At 69.8% G+C, this 16,996-nt stretch carries 13 protein-coding genes; 3 read left to right on the top strand and 10 right to left on the bottom strand.

The window, feature by feature from the left end:
• Positions 1-33 precede the first annotated feature (33 nt).
• Complete coding sequence (locus tag ASC95_RS09195; RefSeq protein WP_082567653.1) at positions 34-5,733, top strand: MG2 domain-containing protein; 5,700 nt, start codon at positions 34-36, stop codon at positions 5,731-5,733.
• 22 nt (positions 5,734-5,755) lie between these two features.
• On the opposite strand, the gene ASC95_RS09190 is transcribed toward ASC95_RS09195, so the two are convergent.
• The 10 genes from ASC95_RS09190 to ASC95_RS09145 all read right to left on the bottom strand — a co-directional run bounded on the left by ASC95_RS09190 (position 5,756) and on the right by ASC95_RS09145 (position 15,485).
• Positions 5,756-6,784, bottom strand: a complete 1,029-nt coding sequence (locus ASC95_RS09190; protein WP_057297442.1) for an OmpA family protein — start codon at positions 6,782-6,784, stop codon at positions 5,756-5,758.
• A 20-nt stretch (positions 6,785-6,804) separates the two neighbouring features.
• Positions 6,805-7,836 (bottom strand): OmpA family protein, encoded by a 1,032-nt coding sequence (locus ASC95_RS09185; protein WP_057297441.1) that lies wholly within the window; start codon positions 7,834-7,836, stop codon positions 6,805-6,807.
• A 100-nt stretch (positions 7,837-7,936) separates the two neighbouring features.
• Positions 7,937-8,683 carry an N-acetyltransferase gene (locus ASC95_RS30480; RefSeq protein ID WP_057297440.1) on the bottom strand — a complete coding sequence of 249 codons (747 nt, stop codon included), beginning with the start codon at positions 8,681-8,683 and terminating at the stop codon, positions 7,937-7,939.
• A complete protein-coding gene (locus ASC95_RS09175; protein WP_157256037.1) occupies positions 8,680-9,210 on the bottom strand; it encodes a GNAT family N-acetyltransferase in 531 nt (176 codons plus the stop codon). The genes ASC95_RS30480 and ASC95_RS09175 overlap by 4 nt, the downstream gene beginning before the upstream one ends.
• A 2-nt stretch (positions 9,211-9,212) precedes the next feature.
• The gene (locus ASC95_RS09170; RefSeq protein ID WP_057297438.1) at positions 9,213-9,986 is read right to left on the bottom strand and encodes a ParA family protein; all 774 of its coding nucleotides are present in this window, start codon (positions 9,984-9,986) and stop codon (positions 9,213-9,215) included.
• A 113-nt stretch (positions 9,987-10,099) separates the two neighbouring features.
• A complete protein-coding gene (rsmG, locus tag ASC95_RS09165) occupies positions 10,100-10,726 on the bottom strand; it encodes a 16S rRNA (guanine(527)-N(7))-methyltransferase RsmG (protein ID WP_057297437.1) in 627 nt (208 codons plus the stop codon).
• Positions 10,723-12,672 carry a tRNA uridine-5-carboxymethylaminomethyl(34) synthesis enzyme MnmG gene (gene mnmG, locus ASC95_RS09160; RefSeq protein WP_057297436.1) on the bottom strand — a complete coding sequence of 650 codons (1,950 nt, stop codon included), beginning with the start codon at positions 12,670-12,672 and terminating at the stop codon, positions 10,723-10,725. Before mnmG ends, rsmG begins: the two co-directional genes overlap by 4 nt.
• Positions 12,673-12,748: 76 nt before the next feature.
• Positions 12,749-14,092, bottom strand: a complete 1,344-nt coding sequence (locus ASC95_RS09155; RefSeq protein WP_057297435.1) for an ATP-binding protein — start codon at positions 14,090-14,092, stop codon at positions 12,749-12,751.
• Positions 14,089-14,748 (bottom strand): response regulator, encoded by a 660-nt coding sequence (locus ASC95_RS09150; RefSeq protein WP_056190921.1) that lies wholly within the window; start codon positions 14,746-14,748, stop codon positions 14,089-14,091. The genes ASC95_RS09155 and ASC95_RS09150 overlap by 4 nt, the downstream gene beginning before the upstream one ends.
• An 11-nt stretch (positions 14,749-14,759) precedes the next feature.
• Positions 14,760-15,485: a cytochrome b/b6 domain-containing protein gene (locus ASC95_RS09145; RefSeq protein ID WP_057297434.1), complete on the bottom strand. Its 726-nt coding sequence runs from the start codon at positions 15,483-15,485 to the stop codon at positions 14,760-14,762.
• 76 nt (positions 15,486-15,561) lie between these two features.
• Between ASC95_RS09145 and ASC95_RS09140 the strand changes: the two genes are divergently transcribed.
• Positions 15,562-15,825, top strand: coding sequence for a YkgJ family cysteine cluster protein (locus ASC95_RS09140; RefSeq protein ID WP_057297433.1), 264 nt, complete (start codon positions 15,562-15,564; stop codon positions 15,823-15,825).
• 96 nt (positions 15,826-15,921) lie between these two features.
• Positions 15,922-16,962: a co-chaperone YbbN gene (locus ASC95_RS09135; protein WP_056190916.1), complete on the top strand. Its 1,041-nt coding sequence runs from the start codon at positions 15,922-15,924 to the stop codon at positions 16,960-16,962.
• Positions 16,963-16,996 lie beyond the last annotated feature (34 nt).

The raw sequence follows: 16,996 nt of genomic DNA, 5'->3' as shown, positions 1-16,996 counted from the left end.
TGCCGCCAATAACTAACTACGGGGAGACGCGGCATGCCTCACACCTGGGTAGCACAGCCCTTTTCCGCACGGATGTTCGCCGCCGGCGCGCTGGCAATAGCCTCTGTGCTTGCCAGCGCGGCTGAGCCCGCCGCGCGGGTGCTCAGCTTCAGCCCGCAGGGGCGGGTTCCGGGTGCGGAGCAGGTCCGGGCCACGTTCAGCGAGCCGATGGTGCCTCTGGGCAAGGTGGCCGCGCCAGGGCCGTTTGACGTGGACTGCGGGCTGGCCGGGGCGGCGCACTGGGTGGATGACCGCACCTGGGTGATGGATCTGAAAGATCAGGCGCGCGACGGCCGGGCCTGCGAGTTCCGCATCAAGCCCGCGCTGAAGTCCCTGGCCGGTCATGCCGTGGGCGAGCCGCTGGTGTTCCGCTTCCAGCTGCCGGCGTTGACCGATGAGATGAAGCGCAAAGTCGAGGGCGTTTTCCCCCGGCCCGGCATGACCCGGATCAAGGAAGACCAGGTCTTTCTGCTGCGCTACACCCATCCCCTGGGCGGCACCCCGACCGACCTGCGCTGCGAGGCACCGGGCCAGCCCGAGATGCCGGCCATCCACCTGCCGGTCGAGGCCCGCGACGCGCTGAAGACGCAGGCCGATTGGCTGTGGGACAAACCCGACCGCCTGGAAGCAGTGCGCTGCCCCTTTCCTCTGGCGCCGGACAGCTTCGTCACGCTGCGGCTGGTGCGCCCGACCTTGAAGCCCTACGTGATGAACTTCACGGTCCGCTCGCTGCCGGCCGTGACCGTGGCGTGCCTGCGCCTGCAGCCCGATGGCGACTGTGCCGCCAACTTCCCCATCGCTCTGGAGTTCAACGCAGCGATGCCTGAAGCCCTGCTTGGCGAGATCCGCCTGGACACGGGGCAGGGCTTGCGCGCTGGCACGGTGACGGTCCAGCCGACTAGGTTCTTTTCGGGCGCCGACAGCACGGTCACCTTCGAAGGCGGTTTCCAGCCCCGAGCCGAGTATCAGATCCGCTGGCCGGACCAGGACTTCGTGGACGACGCGGGCCGCAAGTTGGCGAGTGACCGCCGGCCCGCCCGCATCAAGACGCTGCCTGCGCTGGGGCTGGCGTACTTTCCGGCGCCCACGGTGTCCATCCGGCCGCTTCAGACCGACAACATGGTCCCGGTCTTCCTCCAGGGGGCGGCCACGCAGCCGGTCATCCGCGAAAAACTCATCGGCGCGGGAGACGGCGGTGAGGCGGCAGACAAGCTCATCCTGCAGAGGATGGGGTTGCTCGGCGTCGGTGAGGGCCCGCGCCACTACTTCTCGATGCCCGACGCCTGGCGCCCGCGCGGGCAGATCCATCCGCCCCTTCTGGGCGACGCCGCCGCCATCCCGCTGCAGGCCGTGGAGGCTGCGGTCTCTCCCGAGGCCCGCCGTGGGGGGGTGGCGCTCAAGGGCGCGGGCCTGCATCTGCTGGAACTGCAGGCGTTCGCTGTGCAGGGCGATGCCGACCCCGCGTACGACAGCGTGGCCGTGTTGCTGACGCGGCTGGCCGTGCACTTGAAGGTTGCCGAGGCCAACAGCGCCGTGTGGGTGACGCAGCTGGACGGCGGCGCCCCGGTCGCTGCAGTGGACCTCCGGGCCTATGACTGCCGCGGCACGCTCGTCTGGCAGGGCCGCAGCGATGCAGACGGCGTGGCGTCCATCGACCGCAGCGCGCTCGCCCGTTGCAGCGACCCCCTCGGTACCGGCGTGACGGTCATCGCCCGGCACACCTGGCCCGACGGCGAGCGCGATGTCTCGGTCGCCAACAGCCGCTGGACCGGCCTGCTCGACGCCGCCAGCTACGGCGTCCACCAAACCTGGGGCAGCTCATTCACCCGGGCGCATACCGTGCTGGACCGCAGCCTGTTCAAGTCGGGCGAGACGGTGTCGATGCGGCATGTGGTCCGGCGGGAAAACACCGCCGGGCTGGCCGCAGGCGAGCTTCCCCGCAGCGCGACGATTGTTCATCTCGGATCATCCAAGAAATGGACCGTCCCGCTGGAGGAGATCGCGCGCGGCGAAGGCCTCTCCCGCTTTGAGCTGCCCGGTGATGCGCCCCTGGGCAGCTACGTGGTGTATCTGAGGCTCGACGAGGATTCGCCCCTGGGTTTTGCCGACTACGACACGGCCCAATTCACCGTCGAAGCCTTTCGCCTGCCTGGCATGCTGGGCGCCATCCAGGCGCCACGGCTGACCTTCGGCGCGGCACCGACGCTGCAGCTGGACCTGCATCATGCCGATGGCGGCGCGGCGCGGCACTGGCCCGTCACGCTGCGGGCCTATGCCCAGGCGCAGGGATACCGCAGGCCCGATCTGCTCGATGGCTATGCGGACCACGTCCTGGGCTTCCTCAACGAGGATCTGACCGCAGCTGAACCGGAGCCGGCTCAGCTGCTGCTGGACACGCAAGCGCTGCAACTCGATGCCCAGGGCCATGCGCGGGCGACGCTGCCGGCGCTGCCCAGGCGCGCGCTGCCCTATGTGCTGCGTGCCGAACTGAGCTATCAGGACCCCAACGGCGAGGCCCAGACCGTGTCGCAGCGCTTTGACGTGCTGCCCAGCCTGCTGACGGTCGGCGTGCGCACGAGAGGCTCGGTCGCGGTCCAGCGGCCGCTGGAAGTGCAAAGCCTGGTGCTCGACGACAGCGGGGCGCGGCGCAGCCGGCAGCCCGTCAGCATCAGCGCCAGGTGGCGGGCTCCGTACGCCTCCGGCCCCCTCGAGGACCTGGGCGAGGTCTGCAAGGGCCTGACCGATGACAAGGGCGAGCTGGTGTGCGGCTTCGTGCCCCGCAAGGCTGGCGTGTACCGGTTCGAGTCGACCGCAGCGGACGCGGATGGCAGGGTGGCCACCGCCTACAGCGTGTCCACGGTTTCTGATGCGCAGCGCTTGCCGGCCGCCCCGCTCTTTGTGAACGCCGACAAGGCCCTGTATCGCGAGGGTGAAACGGCCAGCATCGCGGTCTCCAGCCCCTTCAAGCGGTCGCGCGTGTGGCTGACGATGGAGCGCCGGGGCGTCCTGGACTCCCGCGTGCTCACGCTGGACGCGGCGCAGGCCCGTATCCCGCTGCCCATTCGCCGCGAGTGGGCGGGCAATGTGGCGGTCTCGCTGCTGGCGCTGGATGCCGAGGCGGGGGCGCTGCCGGCGGCCGTGGCCACGGGCATCACCGAGCTGATGGTGTCCACCGAGGCCCATGCGCTGCGGGTCAGCCTCACGCCCGACCGCGCGCGCTACCAGCCTGGCGACACCGCCCGGGTGCGCATCCACGTCGCGATGGCGGACGGCAAGCCTCTGCCGGCGGCCCGCAAGCTCAGCTTTGTGGCGGTGGACGAGGCGCTGCTGAGCCTGAAGGACAACCCGAGCTGGCAGCTGCTGGCCAGCATGCAGGCCCCCCGCCTGCACAAGGTGCACACGACCAGCGGCGTGGTCATGAACCCCGCGGTGGACGAGCGGGCCATGCTGCGCTCGGCGGAGGGCGTGCTCATGGACATCCTCAAGATCTCGGCTGACAAGGCCGCCGGGATTGTGACCGTCATTGGGGAGCGGAGTGCGTTGCAGAGTGCCCAGAAGATCAAGCAGAACGACGGCGTGTATCCCGAGGTATTGCAACGTGTGCTCACAGCCCAGGGCGGCGAGGTCCCCGGCACAGGCCCCGCCGACGCACCGTCGCCTCCGGCCCGCACCCTGCTCGATTCCCTGCTGTATTGGCAGGCCGACGTGCCCATCGACGACAACGGCGACGCCGTCGTGAGCTTTCCCATCAAGGACGGGCTGAGCCGCTTCCGGCTGGTGGCGGTGGTCAGCGCCGGCAGCGAGGAGTTCGGCACCGGCGCGGCGCATCTGGACGTGATGAAGGACCTGCAGCTCACCGCCGGCCTGCCGCCGCGTGTCCGCGAGGGCGACCGGTTTGCGGCGCTGGTGACGGTGCGCAACACGTCCGCGGGCCCCATCACGCTGGACGCCAGCGCCGGCCTTGCCGGCCAGGCCGCGCTGCCGGCCCAGGCGCTGCGCCTGGCCGCGGGCGAGGCGCGTCAGCTCAGTTGGGAGGTTCGCGTGCCCACGGGTGCAAAGGCCCTGAACTGGCGCTTCGCCGCGAAGGAGCGCGGCGCTGCCGGCCGGCAAGACGTGCTGGAGACCACGCAGCAGGTCGAACCCACCGTGCCCGTCACCGTGCAGGCGGCCACGCTGGCCCAGGTCAACGGCAGCTTCGACGTGCCGGCGTTCGGCTTCGACGGCGCCGGGGCCGTAGCCGGCACCGCCCGTGTGAGCGTGCAGTTGCTGCCCTCGCTGGCCGGCCAACTGGGCGGCGTGCAGGCCTGGCTGGCCAGCTACCCCTACCGCTGCCTGGAGCAGAGCGTGTCGCGCGCCGTCGGCATGCACGACCGCAAGGCTTGGGATGCGGCCATGGCGGAGCTGCCGCGCTACCTCGACGAAGACGGGCTGGCCAACTACTTCCCGCCCGAGTCCACCCTCGCGCGGCTGGGCAGCGACACGCTGACCAGCCATCTGCTGGATGTGGCCGACACGTCGGGCTGGCCCATTCCCGTGGCCGAGCGCAAGCGCATGCTGGCCGGGCTGGAAGGCTTCGCCGCCGGGCGCATCCAGCGCGCGTTCTGGGCCCCCCGGGAAGACGCCCTGGCGCGCAGGATCGGCGCGCTGGCGACGCTCGCGCGCTACCAACGGCTGGCGCCCGGGCAGCTCGACGCCATCCGCGTCGACCCCGATGAGTGGACCACCCGCATGCTGATCGACTGGCTGACCGTGCTGAGGAGAACCGATGCGCCGCCGGCCCTGCAAGGTTCGGCCGCGAACGCGCTGCGCGCGCGGCTGACCTACCAGGGGCGCCGGATAGTCTTTTCCACCGAGGCCCGCGACTACTGGTGGTGGCTGATGAGCCATGGCGACGTGGACGCCGCGCGCCTGCTGCTTGCCGTTGCCGACCTGCCCGATTGGAAAGCCGACCTGCCACGCCTGCTGACGGGGCTGCTGAGCCGCCAGCAAACGAACGGCGCCTGGGCCACCACCAACGCCAACGCCTGGGGCACGCTGGCCGTCGATGCCTTCGCCCGACTGCTGGAGCCGGTGCCCGTGGCCGGCGAGACGCGTGTCACGCTGGGCCAGCAACGCAAGACGCTGAGCTGGAAGGAGCCCGGCAGCAAGTCCTTCGACGCTCCCCTGAGCAAGGCCACCGACGCGCTGCACATCCAGCACGACGGTGCAGGCGCTCCCTGGGCTTCGGTGGAGGTGCGCGCCGCCGTGCCGTTGACGGCGCCCCGCTCAGCCGGCTACGGCATCAGCCGCAGCATCACCCCCGTGCAGCAGAAGGTGCCGGGGCAATGGCATGTGGGCGACATCGCGCGCGTGCACCTGAGCATCCGCGCCCAGGCCGACATGAGTTGGGTCGTGGTGGACGACCCGGTGCCAGCCGGCGCCAGCATCCTGGGCAACGGCCTGGGCCGCGATTCCGCCGCGGCCCAGGCCGGCGAGCAACGCACGGGCAACGCCTGGCCGCTGTACCAGGCCCGCGACTTCACGTCGTTCAAGTCCTTCTACCGCCATGTGCCGCGCGGCGATTTCAGCCTGGAATACACGATCCGACTCAACAACCCTGGCCAGTTCACCTTGTCTCCCACCCGCGTGGAGGCGATGTACGCGCCGGAGGTGTTTGGCGAAGCGCCGAACGCGGTGTTCGGCATCGAGCCGTGAGGCAGGCTCTGGCGCCGCCGGGCTACTGCGCCACCAGCTCCACGCGCCGGTTCCTCGCCCGCCCCGCCTCGTCGCCATTGCCCGCCACCGGTGCCAGGCTGGCCAGGCCCTTGGCGCTCAGGCGCTTGGCGTCGACCTTGTATGGCGCCGCGGTCAGGGCCAGCACGACGGCGCGGGCGCGCTCCATGCTCAGCGCCTGGTTGGCCTCGAAGCCGCCGACGTTGTCGGTGTGGCCGACGATCCAGGCCTTCAGCGTCGGCTGATTCTTCAGCAGCTCGGCCATCGCGTCGAGCTGGGCCTTGGACTCGGGCTTGAGTTCGGTCTTGCCGGTGTCGAAGAACAGGCCGGTCAGCGTGACCTTGCCTTCCGCGGCCAGACCGGCCTGCAGCGCGGCCGGGTCCACGGTGACCTGGCCGGTCTCCATGGCCTTGGGCTCGACGACCTGCAGATAGGTGGCCACCAGGCCGGTCGTGGCGTTGGCGGCCAGGGAGTTGTAGAGCAGCACGGTGGCTTCCTGGCCAGGCTTGCCCAGGGTGCCGACGAGCATGCGGCCTTCGTCGCCGGACAGGGCCGAGGTCAGGCTGTAGCGGCCGCTGCTGGGGGTGTCGACCGTGCCCTTGGCCCAGTTGAAGCCCTTGGTCGGATCGCTCTGCTTGAGCCAGGCGAAGTAGAGGTCGAAGCAGTCGCGCTCGCACGAGAAGCGCTTCTTGAAGCCGGCGGCGTTGAGCGCCTGCTCGTAGTTGCGCCACACCTCCAAGTTGGCCTTGCCGCGCGGCGCGATGTAGACCGTCTGCGTGACCTTGCCTTCGAGGTTGAGCATTGGGTCCTTGAACTGCCGCTTGTCCGCCTTGGACAGCTCGGGGCTGGCGGGCAGCACGGCGGCGTCCCAGTTGGAGACGCGTTGGCCGGCCAGCCAGGAGCCCGCGAAGCGCTTGATGAGGGGGTGATCTGCGGCGCCGGGCACGTCGGTGTAGGGCGCGTCGGCGGCCGGCGCGCTGAGGTGGACGGCAGCGGCGAGCAGGGCGGCGGTGAAGCGGAGGGTGGCGTTCATGGCGTCGTCGTTGCGGGTGGTTATTGCAGGACCATCTCGACGCGGCGGTTCTTCGCGCGGCCGTCGTCGCTGGTGTTGGGCGCCACAGGCGCGAAGTTGGCGATGCCGCGGGCCTGCAGCCGGTTGGCCGCAATGCCGCGCTGAGTCAGCGCCGCGACGACCGCCTTGGCGCGGCCTTCGCTGAGGGTGAGGTTGGCGTCGATGCTGCCGACGTTGTCCGTGTGGCCGACGATCAGCACCTTCAGCGCCGGCTGGGCCTTGAGCACGGCGGCCATCTGGTCCAGCTGCGCGTTGCTGTCGGGCTTGATGTCGGTCTTGCCGGTGTCGAAGAACAGGCCGTACAGCGCGATGCGCCCTTCAGCCTGCAGGCCCTGGCCGATGGCCTTGGCGTCGACCGTGACCTGGCCGGTGGGCATGGCCTTGGGCTCGACGATCTCGATGTAGGTGGCGGCGCGGTTGGTGTGCTCGTTGGCGGCCATGGACGTGAACAGCAGCAGGTTCAGCGTGCGGCCACCGCTGGCAAGCGTGCCCACCATCATGCGGGCGCCGTCGTAGCTGATCGACATGGCCAGTGGCCAAGTGCTGCCGCGGTGCTCGCTGCCGGCCGCAGGCACGTCGCCCTCGGCCCATTGCATGCCCTTGGCGCGCTCGTAGCCGTCGAGTGCGAAGTAGGCCTTGGTGCAGCCCTGGGCCTCGCTCTCGCACTGCCAGGTGGTCTTGAAGCCGGCGGCGATCAGCGCCTGCTGATAGTTGCGGTAGACCTCCAGCGGGCTCTTGCCCAGCGGGGCCAAGTAGAAGAGGCGGGTCACCTTGCCTTCGAGGCTGACCGGGCGATTGAACTTGTCGTTCTCGGTCTTGGACACGCCGCTGGCGTCGGGAAAGCTGCGCTGCTCCCAGTCCTGCTGGGCGTAGCCGACGAGCACGCTGCCGGCAAAGCGCTTGAGGACAGGGTGGTCGGCGCTTTTGGCGACGTCGGCCTTGGGGGCGTCGGCCCGCGCAGTGGCGAGGGTCAGGGCGGCAAGCAGGGCGAGGGCGGCGCGGAGGGACGTCATGAGTGGCGGCGGGTTGGAGGCGCGATGTTGACGCAGCCAACGCGCGAGACCCTCGCCACAGCGACCTGCAAACGTGGGAGCTGAAAGAAGTGACTCGCCGTCAGACGAGTTGCTTCTCCGGGCTGCGGTAGTGGTACCGGTAGGCGAAGACGAAGCCCATGCGCGCATACAGGCGCTGGGCGACGGCGTTGTCGCTACCCACCTGCAGATAGGCCTGGCGGGCGCCCTGCGTGTGGGCGAGGGCCAGCAAGGCCTGGCACAGGCGCTCGCCATGGCCCTGGCGCGGCACGGCGGAGAAGATGTCGTAGAGGCCGACGATGTCGCCATCGACCACCATTTGCCCGCAGGCCAGCAGCGCGCCGCCGGCGTCGTTCAGTGCGAAGCCCTGGTAGGTGACCGGGGCGTTAGCAATGCGCTCGGCGTGGGCCGCAATGGCCGTCGCTGACGAGCCGCGCAGTGTGCCGACGATGCTGGCATAGGCGCCTGCATCAAGAGCCTGGAGGGAGATGGGTGAGGGCGCCGGTGCGAGGGCGTCCAGCACCATCACATCGGCCGCGTCGAACACCCCCCAGCCCTTGGCGGCGAGCAAGGCATCGAGGTCCGCCGGCTGGCTCCAGGGCGTCACGCGCACGGCCAGCGGCAGCCCGGCGGCGTCGTAGGCGCGCTGGCAGCGTGCCAGCAGTTCGTCCAGCGGCAAGCTGCCCTGGCGCAGCGCATTGATGCAGCGTGAGCGCTTGGCTTTGCCAGGCGACAGGCGGATCAGCCAGCCGTCGATGTCGGCCTGCTGTGGTGGCGCGCTGGCGTCCAGGCCGGCGTGTTCGGCGCGCAGGGCGAGGGCATCAATCATGACGTGAGCAGCACTGAAGGGTCGCGCCAGATGCAGCGCCATTCGGGCAGGCAGACGCCACCAAAGGGCGGCGTCATGCCGGGGTCGATGAATTCGGCGCCCATTCGGGAATAGAAGCGCTTGGCGGGTTCGTTCTGGTCCAGCACCCACAGGTACAGGGGCTGGGTGCGCGCCGGCCCCAGCTCGGCGATGACGGCCCGCAACAGCAGGCGGCCGATGCCGCCGCCCTTGAGCTCGGGGTGGACATGCAGGTTGTCGACCAGCGTGCCGCAGACCGGGTCATGGCCGGGCAGCACGTAGGCAAAGCCAATCATCCGGCCCGAGTCTTCCTCGGCCACGATGCCGAAGGCAGCGACTGCCGGCGAAAGCTGCAGCCGCTCCCGCCAGACGGCCTGGCGCTCGGCGAAGACGTCGTGATCGAGAAAGTCGTCGGGCACGATGCCGCGGTAGGCGCTGCGCCAACTGGTGGCGTGCAGGGCGGCGACGGCGTCAGCGTCGTCGGCACGCATGGGGCGCAGTGCGGCCACGCTCACCGCATTGTCTCGATGCGCTTCACCATCTCCTTGGCGAACTCGACAAATGCCTGCGCGCCCTTGGAACTGGGGTCGAACACGACGCCCGGCAGTCCGTAGCTCGGCGCCTCGGCCAGCCGCACATTGCGCGGGATGACGGTGTCGAAGACCTTGTTGCCGAAATGAGTCTTGAGCTGGTCGCTGACCTGCTGCTGCAGCGTGATGCGCGGGTCGAACATGACACGCAGCAGGCCGATGATCTGCAGGTCGGGGTTCAGGTTGGCATGGATCTGCTTGATGGTGTTGACCAGGTCGGTCAGGCCTTCCAGCGCGAAGTACTCGCACTGCATCGGCACGATGACGCCGTGAGCGCTGCACAGGCCGTTCAGGGTCAGCATCGACAGCGACGGGGGGCAGTCGATGAGGATGAAGTCGTAGTCCTTGCCGGCGTCGAGCAAGGCGGCTTTCATGCGGGCCTCGCGGCGCTCCAGCGCGACCAGGTCCACCTCTGCGCCGGCGAGTTCGCGGTTGGCGCCGAGCACGTCATAGCCGGCCTTTTCGGCGCGGACCTTGGCCTCGGCCAGGGAGGCGGATTCCAGCAGCACGTCGTAGACGGTCAGCTCCAGCTTGCGCTTGTCGATGCCTGAACCCATGGTCGCATTGCCCTGGGGGTCCAGGTCAACAACGAGAACGCGCTGCCCGATCTGCGCGAGGCCGGCGGCGAGGTTGACGGTGGTGGTGGTCTTGCCGACGCCGCCCTTCTGGTTGGCGATGCAGAAAATTTTGGCCATGGAGGATGGTAGCGGGGGCAAATGCAACCACAGAGACACGGAGCCACAGAGGAATGCAAATTCAAGGCGTTGGCACCGCTTCTCTGTGCCTCAGTGCCTCTGTGGTTGCATTTCTACTTCGGCCGCATCCAGATGATGCAGCGCTGGGCATCCAGACCCGGGACGGCCAGTTGTTCCACGTGAAACACATCCACGTCGGCGGGCAGGGCGGCGATCTCGTCGGCGGGGTGCTGGCCCTTCATGGCCATCCAGACGGCGCCTTCTGCGAGGTGCTCACGGGTCAGACTCGTGAAGTCGACCAGTGATGCAAAGGCGCGCGACGTGATCACGCCGAACGGTTCGGTCTTCAGCTGCTCGACGCGGCTGTGCACACCGTGCAGGTTGGGCAGCTTCAGTTCGGCCGCAACCTGCTGGATGAAGGTGGCCTTCTTGGCGACGGCGTCCACGCAGCTCACGTCGGAGCCCGGGAAGCAGATCGCGATGACCACGCCCGGCAGCCCGCCGCCGGCGCCGACATCCATCAACCGTGCCGGCGCGCCGTGACGCTGCAGCGGCGCGATGACGGACAGGCTGTCCACCAGGTGATGGCTGAGCATCTGCGCCGGGTCACGGACGGCCGTCAGGTTGTAGACCTTGTTCCACTTCTGCAGTAGAGCCAAGTAGGCCAGCAGCTGTGCGAGTTGGGTGTCGCTGAGTTCGAGGCCGAGTTCGCGTGCCGCCGCTTGGAGCGCGTCCCTCATGCCGCTTCCGCTTCTGTGAAGCCCTTGAACTTGCCCTTCTTTAGGTGCACCAACAGCAGCGAGACCGCGGCCGGCGTGATGCCGGAGATGCGCGAAGCTTGGCCCAGCGTCTCGGGGCGGTGGGTGTTGAGCTTCTGGCGGGCCTCGAAGGAGAGGGCGTGGACAAGGCCGTAGTCCAGGTCTTCGGGCAGCTTCAGGTGTTCGAAGTGGGCGGCGCGGGCAACGTCGTCAACCTGCTTGTTGATGTAGCCGGCGTACTTGGTGCTGATCTCGATTTGCTCAGCGACGAGGTCGGCCAGTTCCAGACCCAGCTCGGCGACCAACGTTTCACGTGAAACACCGGCCTCAGGTCGTGCAATCGATGCGACTTCGGCGACCGTGTCGAAACCGACGCCTGGCCGCCGCAATAAGTCGGCCAGGCTGTACTCACGCTCCAGCGCCTTGCCGACCAGGCGTTCGGCGTCAGCCGCGGGCAGGATGCCGGGATGGACCCAGGTGCTCTTCAGCTTCTCCGTTTCACGTGAAACAGCGTCGCGCTTGCGGTTGAAGGCGGCCCAGCGCTCGTCGTCCACCAGGCCGAGCTGGCGGCCGGTCTCTGTCAGGCGCGCGTCGGCGTTGTCTTCTCGCAGCTGCAGCCGGAACTCGGCGCGGCTGGTGAACATGCGGTAGGGCTCGGTCACGCCCTTGGTGATGAGGTCGTCCACCAGCACGCCCAGGTAGGCTTGGTCGCGCGCGGGCGTCCAGGCATCGTCGCCGCGAACCTGCAGTGCGGCGTTCAAGCCGGCGAACAGGCCTTGCGCCGCCGCTTCCTCGTAGCCGGTGGTGCCGTTGATCTGGCCGGCGAAGAACAGGCCCTGGATGACCTTGGTCTCGAACGAGGCCTTCAGCCCGCGCGGGTCGAAGTAGTCGTACTCGATAGCGTAGCCGGGGCGCAGGATGTCGGCGTTCTCCAGGCCCGGGATGCTGCGTACGGCGGCGAGCTGGATGTCGAAGGGCAGGGAGGTGGAGATGCCGTTCGGGTAGAACTCGTGCGTCGTCAGGCCTTCGGGCTCCAGGAAGATCTGGTGCGAGTCCTTGTCGGCGAAGCGATTCACCTTGTCCTCGATGCTGGGGCAGTAGCGCGGGCCCACGCCCTCGATGACGCCGGTGAACATCGGGCTGCGGTCAAAGCCGCTGCGGATGATCTCGTGCGTGCGCAGGTTGGTGTGCGTGATCCAGCAGGGCACTTGCTGCGGGTGCATGGCTGCCTTGCCCATGAAGCTGAACACGGGCATTGGGTCCAGGTCGCCGGGCTGCGCCTCGCACTTGCTGAAGTCGATGGTGCGGCCGTCGATGCGCGGCGGCGTGCCGGTCTTCAGGCGCCCTTGGGGCAGCTTCAGCTCCTTGAGCCGAGCCGATAGCGACACGGCCGGCGGATCGCCCGCGCGGCCGGCGCTGTAATTCTCCAGGCCGACATGGATGCGGCCGTCCAGGAAGGTGCCGGCCGTCAGCACGACGGCGCGCGCGCGGAAACGGATGCCGGCTTGCGTGACGGCGCCCACGACGCGGTCGCCTTCCACCACTAGGTCGTCCACCGCCTGCTGGAACAGCATCAGGTTGGGCTGGTTCTCCAGCCGGCGGCGGATGGCGGCCTTGTAGAGGATGCGGTCGGCCTGGGCTCGGGTGGCGCGCACGGCCGGGCCCTTGCTGCCATTGAGGATGCGGAACTGGATGCCGCCTTCGTCGGTGGCCAGCGCCATCGCGCCGCCCAGCGCGTCGACCTCCTTGACGAGATGGCCCTTGCCGATGCCGCCGATGCTGGGGTTGCAGCTCATCTGGCCCAGCGTCTCGATGTTGTGGGTCAGCAGCAGCGTCTGCGCACCCATGCGCGCGGCAGCGAGCGCCGCCTCGGTGCCGGCATGGCCGCCACCGACGACGATGACATCGAATTCCTTGGGGTAGAGCATCTCGGTCCTGGAAAGAACAGCAGCCCGTGCGAGTGCTCGGGCAAACCCCGAATTTTAAGGAGTGGCTGTGGATAAGTCACTCGTCGGATTTCTCGGGCGCGAGCCTCACGCGCAGGCCGCCGAGGGTGGGCGAGCGGTCGGCCGACACGCCCCAGCCCTGCAGTGCCGCGATACGCAGCACGATGGACCAACCCAGGCCGCTGCCCGATGACGTGGCCTCGGCGCCGCGCTGGAAGCGTTGGCCCAGTCGCGCCAGCCCGCCCTCGTCCAGGCCAGGGCCGCCGTCTTCGACGCACAGCTGCCAGCCTCCTGTCGTGGCGTCCACGCTCAGCGTGACCGGGCTGCCGGGCGGGCTGTAGCGCAGCGCGTTGTCGAGCAGATTGCGCAGCAGCACCTGCGTCAGCAGCGGGTCGCCGCGGGCCGGGACCGGTCCGCGCGCATCGAGGGCCAGCGCATGGCCGCGCTGCTGCGGGCTCTCAGCGGCGTCCGCTACGGCTTGGCGGGCCAGCGCGGCCAGGTCCAGCGGCGCCCGCGGCGGCGCGGCGGCGGCTTCCAATCGGGCCAGCATCAGCAACTGGTCGACAAGGCGCGCGGCGCGGTCGCAGCCGGCCAGTGTGGCAGCCAGCGCCTGGGCGCGCTCGGCCCCGTCGCGGGCGCCCTGCGCGACCTGGGCCTGGACGCGGATGGCAGCGATGGGTGTGCGCAGCTCGTGCGCGGCATCGGCAGTGAGCCGGCGCTCACCTTGCAGCAGCGCCTCGATGCGCGCGAACAGCGCATTCAGCGTGCCCAGCAGCGGGGCCAGTTCCGCAGGCATGTCCGCCAGCGCCAGGGAGGCGAGCTGGTCGGGCTGGCGCGTGGCCAGCTCGGTGCGCAGGCGGCGCAGCGGTGCCAGCCCCCAGCGCAGCACGGCCACGGCCAGCAACAGCATCAAGACCAGTGCGGCGGCGCCCAGGCCCAGCAGCGGCCCGAGCATGGCCCACAGGATTTCCTGTCGCGCCGACTCGCTTTCGCCAACCAGCACAGTCACGTCTGCGCTGGCGCCGTGCGTGACGAAGACGCGCCAGCCCACGTCGCCGCGCGTCACGGCATGAAAGCCGTCCGCCAGCGGCGCCATCGGCTCGATAGGCGCCTGCGACGAGCGCAACGCCAGCCGGCCTTCGTGAAAGACCTGGAAGACGGCGCGCGGCGCATAGCGGTGCAGGCTGGGTGCGTCGAGCACCATGTCGTCGTCATGGGCCAGCTTGCGGCTGTGCTGCACGACGAGCAGGGCCGCGGCCTGGGTCAGGTGGGCGTCCAGCAATTCGTCGAGCTCGTGCTCGGCCTGGCGCAATGCCAGCGCGGCCGTCAGCCCACCGATGCCCAGGGCCACGGCCAGCACGCCGGCCAGCAGCCGCGCCTGCAGCGAGGCCAGCGCCTTCATGGCCGCGGCACCCGGTAGCCGACGCCGCGCACCGTCTCGATCAGCCCGGCGCCCAGCTTGCGCCGCAGATGGTGCACGTGGACTTCGATGGCGTTGCTTTCCACCTCCTGGCCCCAGGCATAGAGCTGGCCCTCCAGCTGCTCGCGGCTCAGCACGCGGCCGGCCTGGCGCAGCAGCAGGGCCAGCAGGTCGAACTCGCGCACCGACAGCGCAACCTCGGCGCCGGCCTGCGTCACGCGGCGGGCGGCTGGGTCCAGCAGCACGTCCTGCCAGGCCAGCTGCTCCTGCGGCTGGCCATGGGCGCGCCGCGCCATAGCGCGCAGCCGCGCGCCCAGCTCGAACAGGTCCACCGGCTTGACGACATAGTCGTCGGCGCCGCCATCCAGCCCGCGGATGCGGTCGGGCACGGCGTCGCGGGCTGTCAGCACGAGGACCGGCACCATGCAGCCCGCGGCGCGGATGCGGGCCAGCACCTCGAAGCCATCCAGGCGGGGCAGGCCCAGGTCCAGCACGGCTGCGGCATAGGGCGCGGCGCGCAGCTCGCGCTCGGCGGCCTCGCCGTCGCGCACCCAGTCCACCTGGAAGCCCTGCTGGCGCAGGCCGGCACGCAGGCCGTCGCCCAGCAGGGGGTCGTCTTCGGCGAGCAGGATGCGCATCTGGTCTAGGGTCAGTCGTCGTGGTCTCGTTCGTGATGATGCCGCCCTTCGCCATGGGCCGCCGTGTCGGCGTCCTGCCACGGCGAGGTCGGTCCCAGGCTCCAGGCCCAGAAGCCCAGCAGGGCGACCAGCACGGCCACAGCCAAGCTGCGGTGCATGACCCGCGTCGGCGGCGTGCCGGCCGGCACCGCCTTGCGCCCGGTCAGCATCGCCGGCACCAGGCGGTCGCGCGCCTGCCAGCTCGTCAGCAGCACCGCCGCCACGTGCACGCCGGCGAGCACCAGCAGCCCGTTGGCCAGGGCCTCGTGCACTTCTTCCCAGTCTTCGCCGCCCTGCCAGGCCAGCCAGCCGCTACCGGCGGCGAGCAAGCCGGTGCCAAGCAACGCCAGCACGGCCCAGCCGCCAGCCGGGTTGTGGCCGGCGTGGGGCCGCGCCCGGCCCGCCAGCAGCTCGCGCAAATGGGCGGCTACGGCCGCCGGCCCGCGCACGAAGCTCGTGAAGCGTGCGGGCGGCGTGCCGACGAAGCCCCACAGCAGGCGTAGCACCATGGCGCCCGCCAGCGTCAGGCCGAAGCTGATGTGCACGGCCCGCCAGCCGTCGGCCTCGGCGGTCAGCCAGGCGCCGGCCGTGCTCAGCGCCATCAGGGCGTGCAGCAGGCGTACCGGCGCGTCCCACAATGGCTGCGTGACAGTCGCGGGCGGGTTGGCGGATGGCGTGTCGTTCAGGGGTGTGTCCATGTTGGCCTCCTTGGGTTGGCGCCATGCTGCTGGCGCCGGCTTAGGGTTTTCTGAAGCCGGCCGGACAATCGCGGCCATGGACTGCCGCCCTCACTGCGCCGCCTGCTGCATCGCCCCGTCGATCAGCTCGCCCATCCCCGGCCACCCGAATGGCAAGCCGGCCGGCGTGCGCTGCGTGCAGCTCGATGAAGAGGACCGCTGCCGCATCTTTGGCCGGCCCGAGCGCCCCGCAGTGTGCGGATCGCTGCTGCCGCACGAGGAGATGTGCGGCGACAGCCGCGAGCAGGCGATGCGCTGGCTGGGCTGGATGGAGCGCGAAACCGCGCCGCCGGCCCCCTAGCAAACAGGTCGTAACGACTTGCGCGGGCTTGCGCCTCCGTCGGCCTCCTAGACTGCCGCGCCCGCGCTTGACGTGGGTTTGAAGTCAGGGAGAGACATGAGATCCGAACCACATCACCGTGCCACGGTGCGGGCTTCGCGCCGCCTGTTGGGCGCCATCGCCTTGCTGTTGAGCGTCGCCAGCGCCCAGGCGGCGGTCGACGAGCTGCGGCCCTATCCGCGCGCCAAGGCATTGGGCCGTTATGACAACCCGCTGGAAGCGGGCGCCCTGCCCATCAGCCCGCCCGAGCGTGCCAAGGGCGGCAACCGCACCAGCCGCGTGCGCCTGCCTTACGAGGGCGCGGTGAGCCTGGTGCAGTACAGGCACGAGGCCGACGACAGCCCGTTGTTGATTGCCCGCCACTACGCCGGCCTGCTGCGCGACCAGGGCTTCGAGCTGGTCACCATCTGCGACATACCCTGCAGGTCGCCCGATGGCGCCGAGGACGCAGGCGTCTACTGGTTCCACGAACTGGACCTGGCCAAGAAGCTGACGTGGAACTACTTCGGCGACCGCGGCATGTACCTGATCGGCCACCGCGCCGACGCCGTCGTGGCCATCCGCGTGGGTGCGGCGCACGCCGGCTATGCCTCCGTCATCAAGACCGTCAGCGCACCCCAGTTGGACCGCGGCCCGCTGCTGGCTTACATCGACGCCCAGCGCGCGCCAGCCGCCGACGCGCCGCTGCCGCCGCCACCTGGCCGCGTGGCCCCGAGCCCGCAACCTCCCGCATCGGCACCGGCGCCCAACCCCTTCGTCAAGGAGGTGGCGCCGGCCGAACTCGGCGCCTTCGTGCGCAACACGAAGGGTTGGGTGGTGTTGCAGCTGAGCTCCCATGAGCCGGGTTGCGGCTATTGCGTGAGGGCCAACCCGACCTTTAACGCGCTGGCCCAGCACGAGTCGCCCAAGGGCGTGAGCTTTGTTCGCGTGGCCTTCCAGCCCTGGACGTCGGTCAGCGGCAACGAGTTCGCCGTCCAGTACGGCGTCAGCGGCCTGCCGACCTTCTTCACGTTCCAGGACGGCCAACTGATGCGCCGCCACCAGGGCATTGCCGACGAGGCGACGCTGCGCAAATCGCTGCTCGATGGCCTGAAGTGACCGGCTGCGGCCTAGGGCGTTTACGCTCGCGCCC

Origin of the sequence: Pelomonas sp. Root1217, assembly GCF_001425705.1 — a bacterium.
Taxonomy (GTDB): Bacteria; Pseudomonadota; Gammaproteobacteria; order Burkholderiales; family Burkholderiaceae_C; genus Pelomonas.
Note: the sequence above shows the minus strand (reverse complement) of the source record. Positions and strands in the feature narration are given on the sequence as shown.

What these genes read in the sequence shown, in the direction of transcription:
- ASC95_RS09185 (WP_057297441.1), bottom strand. Translation starts at nt 7,836, where the DNA reads ATGACGTCCCTCCGCGCCGCCCTCGCCCTGCTTGCCGCCCTGACCCTC.
- ASC95_RS09190 (WP_057297442.1), bottom strand. Translation starts at nt 6,784, where the DNA reads ATGAACGCCACCCTCCGCTTCACCGCCGCCCTGCTCGCCGCTGCCGTC.
- ASC95_RS09155 (WP_057297435.1), bottom strand. Translation starts at nt 14,092, where the DNA reads ATGAAGGCGCTGGCCTCGCTGCAGGCGCGGCTGCTGGCCGGCGTGCTG.
- ASC95_RS09170 (WP_057297438.1), bottom strand. Translation starts at nt 9,986, where the DNA reads ATGGCCAAAATTTTCTGCATCGCCAACCAGAAGGGCGGCGTCGGCAAG.
- ASC95_RS09135 (WP_056190916.1), top strand. Translation starts at nt 15,922, where the DNA reads ATGAGATCCGAACCACATCACCGTGCCACGGTGCGGGCTTCGCGCCGC.
- ASC95_RS09195 (WP_082567653.1), top strand. Translation starts at nt 34, where the DNA reads ATGCCTCACACCTGGGTAGCACAGCCCTTTTCCGCACGGATGTTCGCC.
- ASC95_RS30480 (WP_057297440.1), bottom strand. Translation starts at nt 8,683, where the DNA reads ATGATTGATGCCCTCGCCCTGCGCGCCGAACACGCCGGCCTGGACGCC.
- ASC95_RS09140 (WP_057297433.1), top strand. Translation starts at nt 15,562, where the DNA reads ATGGACTGCCGCCCTCACTGCGCCGCCTGCTGCATCGCCCCGTCGATC.
- mnmG (WP_057297436.1), bottom strand. Translation starts at nt 12,672, where the DNA reads ATGCTCTACCCCAAGGAATTCGATGTCATCGTCGTCGGTGGCGGCCAT.
- rsmG (WP_057297437.1), bottom strand. Translation starts at nt 10,726, where the DNA reads ATGAGGGACGCGCTCCAAGCGGCGGCACGCGAACTCGGCCTCGAACTC.
- ASC95_RS09145 (WP_057297434.1), bottom strand. Translation starts at nt 15,485, where the DNA reads ATGGACACACCCCTGAACGACACGCCATCCGCCAACCCGCCCGCGACT.
- ASC95_RS09150 (WP_056190921.1), bottom strand. Translation starts at nt 14,748, where the DNA reads ATGCGCATCCTGCTCGCCGAAGACGACCCCCTGCTGGGCGACGGCCTG.